A 14,371-nucleotide genomic window follows, 5' to 3' on the forward strand; every position below is an offset into this window, starting at 1 on the left:
GTTCAAAGGAAAAAGGGGTCACAGCCGTTGGCTCAGCAAGCTCATGAAGCGCTGGATTTCATCCGAGCTGTTAAGCAGGCCAGGGGAGGTGCGAATCACGGGGCCGACATCACGGTCCACCGCATCGATCACCACGCGGTTTTTCATCATGTGGGCGACCACGGCCTCGCAGTCCTGGCCTTTGACGCGGAAGAAGGTAAAACCGGCAGAGAGAGCAGGGCTGCGCGGCGTCATCAGCTCGATTTGCGGGTGATCCAGCAAACGGCCTTTCAATTCGCTGTTGAGCGCGTGAATACGCGCCTGCACTTGGGGCTTGCCCAACTGCAAATGCAACTTGAAGGCTTCGTCCACCGCCCAGCGATGCTCAAAAGCGTGGAAACCGCCGGGCGTCATGGTGGTGGCGAAATTGGTGTCTTCGGAGAAGGTCGGCACCATCGGCGTCACGTATTTGTTTTCGGCGTCGCGGGCGCACACCAGGCCGGTACCGCGCGGGCCGAACATCCATTTATGCGTGCCGGCAATAAAGAAGTCGCAGTGCATGTCGGGGAAGTCGAGGTTTTCCACGCCGAAGCCGTGCACACCGTCCACCACGTAGAGAATGCGGTCGTTTTCATCGCGGTTACGGTTGAGTGCGTCCACCAGCCTGCCGATCTCGCCAATCGGTAGTTTCACGCCGCTGCCCGACTGCACCCAGGTCATGCCCAGCACGCGGGTGTTGGGGCGAATACTGCGCTGGATATTGCTGAGGATTTCATCGGCAGACACGCGACTGGCGTCTTCGAACAGCGTGAACCTGCGCACCTGCGTGCCTTGCTTGAGCACGCGAAAATCCAGCACGTTCTGGGTGGCGTAGTGCTCGTGCACGGTGGTGAGAATTTCCTGGTCGGGCCGCAGCTTTATCCCGCCGTAGATCATCGCCAGCCCTTCGGAGGTGCTGCCGGTGAGGGCAATTTGCGCCGGCTTCGCGTTCAAGTAGCGACCGGCCCATTCCCGTACCTGGCCTTCGCGTTTCCAGGTTTCCTCAAGGCCCCAGTCCATCGCCAGCCCTGGGTTGCGGTCGATCTGCTGGCGGTAGCGGTCGATCGCCTCGCGCACCGGCTTGGGGTGCGAGGCCACCAGGAAATTGGAGAAGTGCAGGTAGTTCGGGTCCTGGTTGAACAGCTGTTTCAATCCCGTCCATGGGGCGTTCGCAGCGGGTGCCGGGCTGTTGGCCAGTGCTTGAGGCATCAGCGCAGCGCCCAGCGGCAGGCTGGCGGCGAAGACACCGGCCTGTTTGAGAAATGTACGGCGATCAGTCATGGACGTGCTTCTAGGTGGTTAGCGGTTGGCCAAGGGCTTGGCGGCTTTTTGTACCTGGTCCCATACGCGCAGGAAGTTGCCACCCCACAGCTTGGCGATATCGGCTTCGGAGTAACCACGCTGGATCAGCTCGGCGGTGACGTTGCGCACCTCGCCGACATTCTCCCAGCCCTGGATGCCGCCGCCGTCGTTGAAGTCCGACGAGATGCCGACGTGATCGATGCCGATCTTGCGCACGGTGTAGTCGATGGCGTCGCCCCAATCCTTGAGGGTGGCCTTGGGTTCTTCTTCGAGAATGCCGTACAGGCCTTGGGCGTACTGGCCGAACTTCTGCTCGGGCCAGGCGGCAATGATTGCGTCGCCGGGCATCAGGGCCATGGCCAGGTTGGGCAGCGGCGGCAAATCGAAACGCGCACGCAGGGTGTTGAGCTTGTCCTGGGTCGGTTGGCTCAGCGGACGCAAATAGGCGGGAAAGCCCACCACTTGAACCACGCCGCCGCTGTTCTTGATCAGTTGCAGTTCTTTGTCGCTGAGGTTGCGCGGGATATCCACCGACGCCCGCGGCGCGGAGTGGGACGCCACCATCGGCGTACGGCTCAGCTGTGCCACTTGCTCCAGCGCCTTGGTCGACATTTGCGACACATCGATGATCACGCCCAGGTCATTGAGGCGATGCACCGCCTGCTGGCCGATGGGCGACAGCCCTTCGAGGGCGTCGGTCGAATCGTTGAAAAACGGCAGTGGGCGCGACGAGTCGGACCAGGCGTTGTTGCCGATATAGCTGAAGCCGAACATGCGCATGCCGCGCGCCGCCCACAGGTCCAGTTGGTTCAGGTCATCGCCCAGCGGGTAGGCGTTGAGCATGCTGATAAACACCGCAAATTTGCCCTCACCGTGCAGGCGGCGGAAATCGTCCGGGGTGTAGGCGATGCCGACCTGGTTGGGAAAGTCGCGCACCATGCCGGAGATGATCTTGTAGCGCACCTCTTGCTCGTGGCGGGCCTCCTCGACAAAACCGTCGGTGGGCTTATGCGGCGCGTTGGGGCCGTTCCAGATTTCCGGCCAGCCGAAAATCGTCAGGGCGGCGCCCGACAAGCGCCCGCGTGCTGCCTTGGCCAGGTCGAACTGGCCGCTGCCATCTTTGTCGGCCTCATTGCCGGCCGTGCCGAAATCCATCGGCACCGTGATGTGGCTGTCGAACGACAGCAAGCGGTCCTGCATTTCATTGGCTTGCTTGATCACCTCCAACGGGTAACCGGCATTGCCGCGAAACCAGTGGTCCCAGACCAGAAAGCCAGCCCCGGCGCCGATGGCCAATGCCAGCGGCAGGCCGATCAACAGCGCCTTTTTCGAACGTGGTTTTGTCATTGCCATCTCAGTCAGTTGAGGCCTTTGCTATCAGGGAAGAACGAGCCATGGCCGGGGAAATTTAGGCCCGCTTCGCGCGGCGGTAAATTTGCGAAGGCTGCAAACGTTCTAGCTCTGATTAAGCCGTTTCCTAAGGTAGACAATGACGATCTCTCGACGTGGGTTCATCGCAGGCCTGGCGCTGACGGGCGCTGCCGTGCCGGCAGCCTTTTATGCCCATCGCGAGCTGACGCGTGAAGAAGAATTCCCCATTACCCCGGGCGAGGCCACGGTGGATTTGGCCGACACTGATGGCCAGCACTTGGCGAACATTTTGCGCGGTGTGTGGAGCCTGCGCCTGGAAGGCCGCGACGCCGGGCTAAAGGGCTTGCCGCTGCAAGGCCTGGAACTGCTGCTGGACATCGCCCCGCGTGGCCGTGGCCTGCGCGGCTACCTGGACACCGCTGAGAACCTGCGCGCCGAAGGTGAACCGCGTTACCGCGTACTCGGTGATGTGCTGACAGGCGAGGGCGCCTTGCTTTACTGGCGCCTGATCGACCGCGAGGCGGCCGACGGCGCACCGGCCTATGAATTCAAGATGACACTCGATGAAGTCTGGGCCGACTTCGCTAACGCCGGCAGCAGCACCCTCAGCGGGCAGATCCTCAACCTCGACCGCCCCTTGGCATTGACCGAGCGTGACAACCGCTTTATCGCCCACAAACAGCTGTTTCCCGAAGCGCGCCAACGCATCGGCCTGAACCCGACGCTGCTGGCCTGGCTGATTTCGCCGGAGCACCGCCTGTTTCACCAACTCTGGCACGCCACCCGCGACCAGTGGCACAAGCTCTCGCAAGAAAAGCGCGACGCCTTGCGCGGCATCGGCTGGCAGCCCGGCCCGCGCGGCCAGGAGCGCGACGCACGCGGCAAACGCAAAGATCGCAACGGCTCGGGCATCGACTTCTTTTTCATGCACCGGCATATGCTCGGCAAGGCGCGTTCCATGCAAGATTTGCCGTCGTGGCCGCAATTCCCCGCGCCACAGCCGGCGCTGGAACGCGACCGTCTGGGCTTTGTGCGTTACTTCGATAACCACGACGGCTTCGCGCTGCCGCCCTGTTGGTCGGCGCCGGATGACAGCGAATACACCCAGTGGGTCAGCGATATCAAGGCGGCCCAGACGTACCACAGCAACTTCCAGGTCTGGGAATCCCAATACCGCGACCCACGTTACCTGGCCAAGCTGAGCCTTGGGCAATTGGGTTCCGAGATGGAGTTAGGCCTACACGACTGGCTGCACATGCGCTGGGCCTCGGTGCCGCGTGATCCGTCCAACGGCGCGCCGGTGCCGTTCGCCCGCGACCCGTCGGACTTTGCCGCGCGTTGGTATGCGCCGGAGAACGACTTTCTCGGTGATCCGTTTTCATCCCATGTAAACCCGGTGTTCTGGCATTTCCACGGCTGGATTGATGACCGCATCGATGACTGGTTTCGCGCCCACGAGCGCTTCAACCCCGGTGAGGTCAGCCGGCTGCAAGTCAATGGCGTGAACTGGTTCGCGCAGGGACGTTGGGTGGAAGTCGGCGATCCGTGGCTGGGGCCGGACACCCACGGCTGCAGCACCACGCCGGGGTTGCAGATGGGCAGGTCGATGGAGATGGACCCGGAGACCATGAAGCTGGCGCTGCGTATTACCTTTGCCGCTGAGGACGAAGGCTTGCAGGCATTGTTCAAGCGTGTGCCGAGGCGGCCCTGGTACGCACGGCACTTGAAGGTCAAGTAACGCCTGGGACGTTGGGCCAGAGATCGGCCACCAGGAACAGGCGTTCGGCTTCTTCCCAATCCTCGCCATTGCGCACAAGGCGCACCAACAACTGCGCGGGTGCCATCGGGTCCAGCGCTGCCAGCCAGCCGTGCATCTGCTGCTCACTCCAGACCTCAGCCTGCGCGTAGTGCGCCGGTGCCAGCCAGGCATGCCTGGGCAGCGGTTGCCAGCGCCCCGGCGGGCTGGCACTGACCAGCGCCGGCCAATCGCGCTGATGCAGCCAGCGCCCCCGCAGATGCTGCGGATGGGCGCCGTGCGGTGGCTCGGCCTGGCCGGGCCAGGGATAGAGCAAATACCCGCCAAGCCACAAATGCGCGTCAAACTGCTGGATATCCAGCGCCGCCAGCGCCTCGCGGCTTTCCGCGCGTGCCGAAATCGGCAGTTGGTGCTGGGCCAGATGCGCCAGCTTGCGGTCCAGCCGGTCATGGCATCCCGGCCCCAGCCATTGCGCGGTATCCAGACCGTTGCCGTCCTGCGGCCCGAGATACAGTTTGATCGCCAGTTCCAGGTGGTGCACGCCATCGCGGTCGCGCAGCAGCATGTCCAACTCGCCCAAGGTATGCCCGGCGCGGCGGATCGGCAGGTTGGCGGCGAGCAATTCCACGCCCGGCGCATGCTGCACGGCAAATTGCCACAGGCGCTCGTAGTACAGGCCCAGGCGCCGCGTGCGGGCAAGGCTTAGCCAGTGCTGCAAGGCGCTGCTGTCTTGATCAAGCGCGCGTAACCATTGCTCCAGCAGGTGGGGTGCCTGTACCCAGTCACTGCCGGCCAGCGGGTGGCGCTGCGGCCAGGGCGTTTGCGCGAGCATCGGCGGGGCAAGCATCACCCACGCCAGGTCGCGCACCTCGGGGTGGCGCAACTGGCGGGGCAGGTTGTGCAGATCCGGGAACACAGTCATGGTCCGAGCATAGCCGTTTAACGTCTGTTGGGGTGGCTGAGAACCATTGTCATCAAGGGTTCACGGCGACAAAGGATTTTGCCTGACGCGGCCTTTCGCCCATAATCGTTGTTTTTGCCACACCCCACATCCCGCAGGAGCCCCATGGAGCAATTTCGCAATATCGGCATTATCGGTCGCCTGGGCAGTACCCAGGTGCTGGACACCGTCCGCCGACTGAAAAAGTTTCTGCTCGAGCGCCACCTGCACGTGATCCTCGAAGACACCATCGCCGAAATCTTGCCGGGCCATGGCTTGCAAACCTCGTCGCGCAAAATGCTCGGTGAAGTCTGCGACATGGTGATTGTGGTCGGCGGCGACGGCAGCCTGCTCGGCGCAGCCCGGGCGTTGGCGCGGCATAATGTGCCGGTGCTGGGGATTAACCGCGGCAGCCTGGGCTTCCTGACCGATATCCGTCCCGATGACCTTGAAGTTGAAGTGGCCAAGGTGCTCGACGGCCATTACCTGGTCGAAAACCGCTTCCTGCTGCAGGCCGAAGTGCGCCGCCACGGCGAAGCCATCGGCCAGGGCGACGCGCTCAACGACGTGGTGCTGCACCCCGGCAAGTCGACGCGCATGATCGAGTTCGAGCTGTATATCGACGGCCAGTTCGTGTGCAGCCAGAAGGCCGACGGCCTGATTGTGGCCACGCCGACCGGTTCCACGGCGTACGCGCTGTCGGCCGGCGGGCCGATCATGCACCCCAAGCTGGATGCCATTGTGATCGTGCCGATGTACCCCCATATGTTGTCCAGCCGGCCAATTGTGGTCGATGGCAACAGTGAGCTGAAAATCGTGGTGTCCAAAGACATGCAGATCTACCCGCAAGTCTCCTGTGACGGGCAGAACCATTTCACTTGCGCCCCCGGTGACACCATCACCGTGAGCAAAAAGGCGCAGAAGTTGCGGTTGATCCACCCGCTGGACCACAACTACTACGAAGTGTGCCGCACCAAGTTGGGCTGGGGCAGCCGCTTGGGGGGTGGAGGCGACTGATGCTCGATCCCGCGCGTAGCTACGACCTGATTGGTGACGTGCACGGGTGCGCTCATACCCTTGAGCACTTGCTCGACCGGCTGGGCTACCACAAACAGGGCGGCACCTGGCGCCATCCGACGCGAATGGCGGTGTTCCTCGGCGATATCATCGACCGTGGCCCACGCATTCGCGAGGCGCTGCATATTGTCCACGACATGGCCGAGGCCGGTCAGGCGCTGTGCATCATGGGCAATCATGAATTCAACGCGCTGGGCTGGAGCACGCCCGCGCCGCCGGGCAGTGGCAAGCAGTTTGTGCGCGAGCACAACCCACGCCACGCGCGGTTGATCCACGAGACCCTGACCCAGTTCGAGCACCACCCGGCCGACTGGCACGACTTTCTCGGCTGGTTCTATGACATGCCGCTGTTTGTCGATGCCGGGCGTTTCCGCGTGGTGCACGCGTGTTGGGACGAGGGCTTTATCCAGCCGCTGCGCGCGACCTTTCCGGATGGCTGCATCGATCAGCACTTTTTGCAGGCCGCCGCCGTGCCGGGCAGTTTTGCCTGCAACGCCTTCGACCGCCTGCTGCGCGGCACCGACATGCGCCTGCCGGACGGCCTGACGCTGACCGGTGGCGATGGGCTGACGCGCTCGTTCTTTCGCACCAAATTCTGGGAAGACGACCCGAAAACCTACGGCGACATCGTGTTCCAGCCCGATGCGCTGCCGGAACCGGTGGCACGTACGCCGCTGTCGTCGACTGAAAAAAATTCCCTGCTGCGCTATGGCATCGACGAGCCGTTGCTGTTCGTCGGCCACTACTGGCGCAGCGGCAAACCCGCGCCGATCCGCCCGAACCTAGCCTGCCTGGATTACAGCGCCGTGCTGTACGGCAAGCTGGTGGCGTATCGGCTGGACCAGGAAACCCAGCTGGATCCGCGTAAATTTGTATGGGTCGACGTTGAGCGCCCTGAGGTTATTTCATGAGCACCGTAGCTGTTTTGCGCTTGCCGCTGAGTGTCGATCTGGCGGGTTTCGTCAAGTTGCTGCAACGCATGCAAGTTCCCCATCGTGTCAGCGAAGAGGCCGGCGAGCAGGTGTTGTGGGTGCCCGAAACCATCAGCGAAGACGTGCGCGTGTTGTACCAACGCTTTCCCGCCGGTGACCCGGACCAGCAACTGGACATCCCCGAGCGGGCGCCCGTTACGCGCCCCAGTTTTGTTCAGCAGGTGCGCCACAGCCCGGTGACGGCGCTGGTACTGTTGGCGAGCATCATTGTCGGCGCGGTGACATTGCTGGGTGAAAACCTGCAAACCATGAGCTGGCTGACGTTTCTGCCGTTCCATGTGACGGGCGAGTACCTTCAATTCACGCCCTTTGCCGAGACCATGGCGTCGGGGCAATGGTGGCGGTTGGTCACGCCGATGCTGATCCACTTCGGCATCCTGCATTTGGCCATGAACGGCATGTGGTACTGGGAACTCGGCCGTCGCATTGAGGTGCGCCAGGGCAGTATCAACCTGCTGGGCCTGACCCTGTTGTTCAGCCTGGTCTCCAATTACGCGCAATACGCCTATGGCGGCCCGAGCCTGTTTGGCGGCCTGTCCGGCGTGTTGTATGGCTTGCTGGGGCATTGCTGGATTTTCCAGTTGCTGTCGCCCAACCCGGCTTATCGCCTGCCTCGCGGGGTGCTGGCGATGATGCTGATATGGCTGGTGCTCTGCATGTCGGGGCTGATCTCGATGATCGGTTTCGGCGAAATCGCCAACGCGGCTCATCTGAGCGGCTTGGTCATCGGTTGCCTGACGGGTTTGCTGGGTGGGTTGTACAACCGCCGCAAAGCCTCCATTTGATAAGGAAGAGCCTAATGTCCTCTTTTGCTGAAATGATCGAAAACATCACCCCGGACATCTACGAGAGCCTCAAGCTCGCCGTGGAAATCGGCAAGTGGTCCGACGGCCGCAAGCTCACCGCCGAGCAGCGCGAGCTGTCGCTGCAAGCGGTGATCGCCTGGGAAATCCAGAACCTGCCCGAAGAGCAGCGCACCGGCTACATGGGCCCGCAGGAATGCGCGTCGAAATCGGCACCGGTGCCGAACATTCTGTTCAAGTCGGATGCGATCCATTGATTGAAATTGGTCGCGGTGCAGTCAGCAAAATGTCGGCGCAACTCGGTGAGCCGACCGTTCAATACGCGTTTCGCCTTGGCGATACCGAGGTGCCGGTCAACCCGTTGATCGGCACGCACGTGCGCCTGGAATACCTCGGCGCCATCCATTGCAGCCATTGCGGGCGCAAGACCAAAACCAGTTTCAGCCAGGGTTACTGCTACCCATGCATGACCAAACTGGCCCAGTGTGACCTGTGCATCATGAGCCCCGAGCGTTGCCACTACGACGCCGGCACTTGCCGTGATCCGGGCTGGGGCGAGCAATTCTGCATGACCGACCACGTGGTCTACCTAGCCAATTCGTCTGGCATCAAGGTCGGCATCACCCGCGCTACCCAGCTGCCGACACGTTGGCTGGACCAGGGCGCCAGCCAGGCGCTGCCGATCATGCGCGTGGCGACCCGCCAGCAATCCGGCTTCGTCGAAGACCTGTTTCGCAGCCAGGTGGCCGACAAGACCAACTGGCGCGCACTGCTCAAGGGCGATGCGGTGGCGGTGAACCTGACCGAAGTGCGCGATGCGCTGTTTGCCTCGTGCGCCGAAGGCCTGCAGAGTTTGCAGGAACGCTTTGGCCTGCAGGCCATCCAAACGATTGCCGACATTGAACCGATCGAAATCCGCTACCCGGTCGAGCAGTATCCGACCAAGATCGTCAGCTTCAACCTGGACAAGAACCCGATTGCCGAAGGCACGCTGTTGGGGATCAAGGGCCAATACCTGATCTTCGACACCGGCGTTATCAACATTCGTAAGTACACGGCCTACCAGCTCGCCGTGCATCAGTAAAAGGATGCCACCCATGCGCACCGAACAACCGAAGATGATTTACCTGAAGGACTATCAGGCGCCGGACTACCTGATCGAAGAGACGCACCTGACCTTCGAGTTGTTCGAGGACCACAGCCTGGTCCACGCGCAGCTGGTGATGCGCCGCAACCCCGAGCGTGGTGCGGGCCTGCCGCCGCTGGTGCTCGATGGCCAGCAGCTTGAACTGCTGACCGTCAACCTGGGCGACCGTGAGCTGAGCGAAGCCGACTACCAGTTGACCGACAGCCATCTGACCCTGCACCCGACCAGCGAGACCTTCACGGTCGACACCAGCGTGCGCATCCACCCGGAAACCAACACCGCGCTGGAAGGCCTGTACAAATCCAGCGGCATGTTCTGCACCCAGTGCGAGGCCGAAGGTTTTCGCAAGATCACCTATTACCTCGACCGCCCGGACGTGATGAGCACCTTCACCACCACGGTCATCGCCGAGCAACACAGCTACCCGGTGCTGCTGTCCAACGGCAACCCGATTGCCAGCGGCCCGGGTGAAGACGGGCGCCACTGGGCGACCTGGGAAGACCCGTTCAAGAAACCGGCCTACCTGTTCGCGCTGGTGGCCGGCGATTTGTGGTGCGTCGAAGACACCTTCACCACCATGACCAGCCGTGAAGTGGCGCTGCGCATCTACGTCGAGCCGGAAAACATCGACAAATGCCAGCACGCCATGAACAGCCTGAAAAAATCCATGCGCTGGGACGAAGAGACCTACGGCCGCGAGTACGACCTCGACATCTTCATGATCGTGGCGGTCAACGACTTCAACATGGGCGCCATGGAGAACAAGGGCCTCAATATCTTCAACTCCAGCGCCGTGCTGGCGCGCGCAGAAACCGCCACTGACGCCGCGCACCAGCGCGTCGAGGCGATCGTCGCGCACGAATACTTCCACAACTGGTCGGGCAACCGCGTGACTTGCCGCGACTGGTTCCAGCTGTCGCTGAAGGAAGGCTTCACGGTGTTCCGTGATTCCGGCTTCTCCGCCGACATGAACTCGGCCACGGTCAAGCGCATCCAGGACGTGGCGTACCTGCGTACTCACCAGTTCGCTGAAGACGCAGGCCCGATGGCGCACGCCGTGCGCCCGGACAGCTTCATCGAAATCTCCAACTTCTACACCTTGACCGTGTACGAAAAGGGCTCGGAAGTGGTCGGCATGATCCACACCTTGCTCGGCGCTGAAGGCTTTCGTAAGGGCAGTGATCTCTATTTCGAGCGCCATGACGGCCAGGCCGTGACGTGCGACGACTTCATCAAGGCCATGGAAGACGCCAACGGCGCGGACCTGAGCCAGTTCAAACGCTGGTACAGCCAGGCCGGTACACCGCGTCTGGCGGTAAGCGAGTCCTACGACGCCGCTGCCAAGACCTACAGCCTGACCTTCCGTCAAAGCTGCCCGCAAACCCCGGACAAAGTTGAAAAGCTGCCGTTCGTTATTCCGGTGGCGCTGGGCCTGCTGGACGCCAACGGCGCCGCGATTGCCTTGCGCCTGGCCGGTGAGGCCAGCGCTGGCGCCACGTCCCGAGTGATTTCGGTGACCGAAGCCGAGCAGACCTTCACGTTCGTCGATATCGCCGAACAACCGCTGCCGTCGTTGCTGCGCGGCTTCTCGGCGCCGGTGAAACTGAGCTTCCCGTACAACCGCGACCAACTGATGTTCCTGATGCAACACGACAGCGACGGGTTCAATCGCTGGGATGCCGGCCAGCAACTGTCGGTGCAAGTGCTGCAGGAGCTGATCGGTCAGCATCAAGCGGGTCAGCCGTTGAAGCTGGATCAACGCCTGATCGACGCGCTGCGCACGGTGTTGAGCGATGAAAGTCTGGACCAGGCGATGGTCGCCGAGATGCTCTCGCTGCCAAGCGAGGCCTACCTGACTGAAATCAGTGAAGTGGCGGACGTCGAGGCCATCCACGCCGCCCGTGAGTATGCGCGCAAGCAACTGGCCGATAACCTCTACGAATCGCTGTGGCTGCGCTATCAGGCGAACCGCGAGCTGTCCAAGCAGACACCTTACGTGGCGGCGGCCGAGCACTTTGCCCGTCGTGCCCTGCAGAACATTGCGCTGTCGTACCTGATGCTCAGCGGCAAGCAGGAAGTGCTGGCGGCAACGCTGGACCAGTTCGACACCAGCGACAACATGACGGAGCGCCTGACGGCGCTGGCCGTGTTGGTCAACTCGCCGTTCGAGGCGGAAAAGGCGCAGGCGTTGGCGGTGTTTGCCGAGAACTTCAAGGACAACCCGCTGGTCATGGACCAGTGGTTCAGCGTGCAGGCCGGCAGCACCTTGCCGGGCGGCTTGGCGCGCGTCAGGGCGTTGATGGAGCACCCGGCGTTCACCCTCAAGAACCCGAACAAGGTGCGGGCGCTGGTCGGCGCGTTTGCTGGGCAGAACCTGATCAACTTCCACGCCGCCGATGGCTCGGGCTATCGTTTCCTGGCCGATCTGGTGATCCAGTTGAACGGGTTCAACCCGCAGATCGCTTCGCGCCAATTGGCGCCGTTGACCCGCTGGCGCAAATACGATGGCGCGCGCCAGGCGCTGATGAAGGCGGAGCTGGAGCGCATTCGTGCCTCCGGTGAGCTGTCCAGCGACGTATTCGAGGTGGTCAGCAAGAGCCTTGCGTAAAGTCTGCGATTAAAAAAAACGGCCTGCTCAGGCCGTTTTTTTTCGCCTTAGATAACCGGTGGGCGAGGGGCGTCCAAGCCGGTGTCGATTGGGAAACGCTCGGCAATGATGGTGTGCGGAACGCCCAGCGGCTGGGCACTGGCGCCATCCAGGCGGGTCACGTGTTCGGCCGACAATTGCACGTTCAGCGCACCCAGGGTTGCATCGAGCTGCGCGCGGGTGCGTGAGCCGAGGATCGGGATCAGCGCGGTGGTCGAGCGCCGGGCTTTTTCGCGCAGCCAGGCAATGGCGACGTGGGTTGGGCTGACGTCGAGTTCACCGGCGACTGCCAGCAGGGTGTCGAGTACTGCGGTTTCGCGGGCGCTGTTTTCCGAGTGGATCAGCATGCCCAGTTTGTTGGCGCGGTTGTCGTCCTGCGTTTCACGGTATTTGCCGGTGAGGAAACCACCGCCCAACGGCGACCACAGCGTGGCGCCCAGGCCCAACGCTTCGGCCATCGGCAGCAACTCGCGGTCGGCGCTGCGCTCGGCCAGGCTGTATTCCACCTGGATGCCGATGATCGGCGCGAAGCTGCGCACTTCGGCCAACAGATCCGCGCGGGCAATGCGCCAGGCGGGAAAGTTGGACAGGCCGGCGTAGTGGATTTTGCCGGCGCGCACCAAATCATCGAAGCCGCGCAGGATCTCTTCCATCGGCGTGACGTTGTCGCTCATGTGCGCCCAGAGCAGGTCGATGCGGTCGGTGTTCAAGCGCTTGAGACTCTCTTCGACGGCACGCACCATGTTTTTGCGGTTGTTACCGAGCTTGAGCGTGCCTTCATCGGATGGCTGGGTGCGCAGGCTGTATTTGGTGGCGACCACCAGGTTGTCGCGCTCGGCGGCGATAAATTCCCCCAGCAGCTTTTCCGCCTGGCCGAACTGGTAACCGTTGGCGGTATCCAGGAAGTTGCCTCCTGCTTCGAGATAGCCATCGAAGATCTGCCTGGCTTCGTCGCGCTCGGCGCCATGGCCCCAGCCTGTGCCGAAATTACCGGTGCCCAGGGCCAGTTCCGATACCTGCAGGCCGCTGCGGCGACCAAAGACTTTATTGCGCATACAAAGACTCCTATGGGGTGATTTTTTACATGTCTTGAAACATGTATTTAATATGATCCGCGTAATTTATTCGGTCAAGAGGCTTTTTTACTGCTGACGTTTTCTGACAGGGGGCTCTGTTAAGCTGCGGCACTTTTTTCCTTTCTCGGCGGGTTTGACGTGTCGCGTACCACACGGTTGCTGACGTTGTTGCAGGCCCTGCGGGGCAAGAAACGCCCGGTGACTGCCGCCGTATTGGCGGCGCAACTGGAGGTGTCCGAGCGCACGCTGTATCGCGATATCGCTGAATTGACCGCGCTGGGGGCACCGATTTTTGGCGAGGCCGGGGTAGGGTATGTGCTGCGTAGCGGGCTATTTCTGCCGCCATTAATGCTGAACGCCGAGGAAACCGAAGCGATCGTGCTGGGCCTGCGTTATGTCGATCAACGTGGCGACGATGTGCTGAGCCGCGCTGCGGCCAATGCGTTGGCGAAAATCGCCGATGTGCTCGATCCCGCCGCCCAGGAAGCGTTGCGCAACCCCACGCTGTTACCCGGCCCTCCGGGGTTCGGTTACCCGGAAAATCGCGTGCCGCTGAATGTGTTTCGCGAAGCGATCCGCAATCAGGCCAAGCTGCACATCGATTACGCCGACGCCAGCCAAACCCAGAGCCAGCGCCTGATTTGGCCGCTGGCCCTGGGGTTTCTCAATGAAGTGCGCGTGATTGTGGCGTGGTGCGAGTTGCGCGGCGCTTATCGCACCTTTCGCACTGACCGAGTGGCCACAGCCGACGCTCAGGGTGATCGATACCCTGGCCGGCGCAGCGACCTGTTGCGAGCCTGGCGCAAGCTGATGGAGCAGAACGAGTCCGGGCCGTTTACTCCTGACAAAAACTGACACAACCCTGGCTTAGCATGGCGTCATACATCATTAAAAAGGAGCTGCGCCATGTCCCTTCCTGAATTGGCCCCCGCGATTGTGGCCTACATCGCCGCGACCAATACTCGCAACACTTCAACCATTGACCAGTGTTTTGCCGCCGATGCCAATGTGTTTGATGAGGGTGAGCATCAAGTCGGCACCGCCGCGATTGTGCGCTGGATGGAAGACACCGGGCGTCGCTATCAGCCCCGGGTTGAAGTGCTGAACGTGCAGCATCGCACCGGCAAAGTGTTGGTCAGCAATGTGGTTTCCGGTAATTTCCCCGGCAGCCCGCTGGCGCTGCGCTACACCTTTCGACTGAACGAGCAGGGCAAGATTTCGCGGCTGGATATCTCTGTGTAA

The 14,371-nt window shown here is 62.0% G+C and carries 13 protein-coding genes; 9 read left to right on the forward strand and 4 right to left on the reverse strand.

All coding sequences use genetic code 11. The features are described 5' to 3' along the window. Positions 1 to 18: 18 nt before the first annotated feature. Together pvdN and pvdM are read right to left on the reverse strand one after the other, a co-directional pair. Positions 19 to 1,299, reverse strand: coding sequence for a pyoverdine-tailoring periplasmic protein PvdN (pvdN, locus tag AACW30_RS25215; protein ID WP_200623732.1), 1,281 nt, complete (start codon positions 1,297 to 1,299; stop codon positions 19 to 21). Between the two features lie 18 nt (positions 1,300 to 1,317). After that, complete coding sequence (gene pvdM / locus AACW30_RS25220; protein WP_169366960.1) at positions 1,318 to 2,667, reverse strand: pyoverdine-tailoring dipeptidase-like protein PvdM; 1,350 nt, start codon at positions 2,665 to 2,667, stop codon at positions 1,318 to 1,320. A gap of 142 nt (positions 2,668 to 2,809) precedes the next feature. Here pvdM and pvdP point away from each other — a divergent pair, with 142 nt between their 5' ends. Beyond that, a complete protein-coding gene (gene pvdP / locus AACW30_RS25225; RefSeq protein WP_200623733.1) occupies positions 2,810 to 4,429 on the forward strand; it encodes a pyoverdine maturation tyrosinase PvdP in 1,620 nt (539 codons plus the stop codon). Here the strand turns inward: pvdP and AACW30_RS25230 are convergent. Further along, the gene (locus AACW30_RS25230) at positions 4,422 to 5,369 is read right to left on the reverse strand and encodes a DUF1853 family protein (protein WP_200623734.1); all 948 of its coding nucleotides are present in this window, start codon (positions 5,367 to 5,369) and stop codon (positions 4,422 to 4,424) included. The two genes, pvdP and AACW30_RS25230, sit on opposite strands and share 8 nt — an antisense overlap. A gap of 144 nt (positions 5,370 to 5,513) precedes the next feature. Between AACW30_RS25230 and AACW30_RS25235 the strand changes: the two genes are divergently transcribed. Genes AACW30_RS25235 through pepN form a run of 6 tightly spaced genes read left to right on the forward strand, consistent with a single transcriptional unit; the run spans position 5,514 to position 12,014 of the window. Continuing rightward, positions 5,514 to 6,404: an NAD(+) kinase gene (locus AACW30_RS25235; protein WP_010210870.1), complete on the forward strand. Its 891-nt coding sequence runs from the start codon at positions 5,514 to 5,516 to the stop codon at positions 6,402 to 6,404. After that, positions 6,401 to 7,375, forward strand: a complete 975-nt coding sequence (locus tag AACW30_RS25240; protein ID WP_164487985.1) for a metallophosphoesterase — start codon at positions 6,401 to 6,403, stop codon at positions 7,373 to 7,375. The genes AACW30_RS25235 and AACW30_RS25240 overlap by 4 nt, the downstream gene beginning before the upstream one ends. Then, positions 7,372 to 8,241, forward strand: coding sequence for a rhomboid family intramembrane serine protease (locus AACW30_RS25245; protein WP_124417724.1), 870 nt, complete (start codon positions 7,372 to 7,374; stop codon positions 8,239 to 8,241). Before AACW30_RS25240 ends, AACW30_RS25245 begins: the two co-directional genes overlap by 4 nt. 14 nt (positions 8,242 to 8,255) lie before the next feature. Beyond that, entirely contained in the window at positions 8,256 to 8,516 is a 261-nt protein-coding gene (locus AACW30_RS25250; protein ID WP_017138108.1) for a YeaC family protein, read from the forward strand. After that, entirely contained in the window at positions 8,513 to 9,343 is an 831-nt protein-coding gene (locus AACW30_RS25255) for a DUF2797 domain-containing protein (protein ID WP_124417723.1), read from the forward strand. The genes AACW30_RS25250 and AACW30_RS25255 overlap by 4 nt, the downstream gene beginning before the upstream one ends. A gap of 13 nt (positions 9,344 to 9,356) precedes the next feature. Next, complete coding sequence (pepN, locus tag AACW30_RS25260) at positions 9,357 to 12,014, forward strand: aminopeptidase N (RefSeq protein ID WP_200623735.1); 2,658 nt, start codon at positions 9,357 to 9,359, stop codon at positions 12,012 to 12,014. 47 nt (positions 12,015 to 12,061) lie between these two features. Here pepN and AACW30_RS25265 read toward each other — a convergent pair whose 3' ends face one another. Beyond that, entirely contained in the window at positions 12,062 to 13,108 is a 1,047-nt protein-coding gene (locus tag AACW30_RS25265) for an aldo/keto reductase (RefSeq protein WP_200623736.1), read from the reverse strand. 159 nt (positions 13,109 to 13,267) lie between these two features. Between AACW30_RS25265 and AACW30_RS25270 the strand changes: the two genes are divergently transcribed. Together AACW30_RS25270 and AACW30_RS25275 are read left to right on the forward strand one after the other, a co-directional pair. Continuing rightward, positions 13,268 to 13,984, forward strand: a complete 717-nt coding sequence (locus tag AACW30_RS25270; protein ID WP_200623737.1) for a helix-turn-helix transcriptional regulator — start codon at positions 13,268 to 13,270, stop codon at positions 13,982 to 13,984. 51 nt (positions 13,985 to 14,035) lie between these two features. Further along, the gene (locus AACW30_RS25275; RefSeq protein ID WP_119735936.1) at positions 14,036 to 14,371 is read left to right on the forward strand and encodes a nuclear transport factor 2 family protein; all 336 of its coding nucleotides are present in this window, start codon (positions 14,036 to 14,038) and stop codon (positions 14,369 to 14,371) included.

Source organism: Pseudomonas sp. MF6747 (genome assembly GCF_963890955.1).
Classification (GTDB): domain Bacteria; phylum Pseudomonadota; class Gammaproteobacteria; order Pseudomonadales; family Pseudomonadaceae; genus Aquipseudomonas.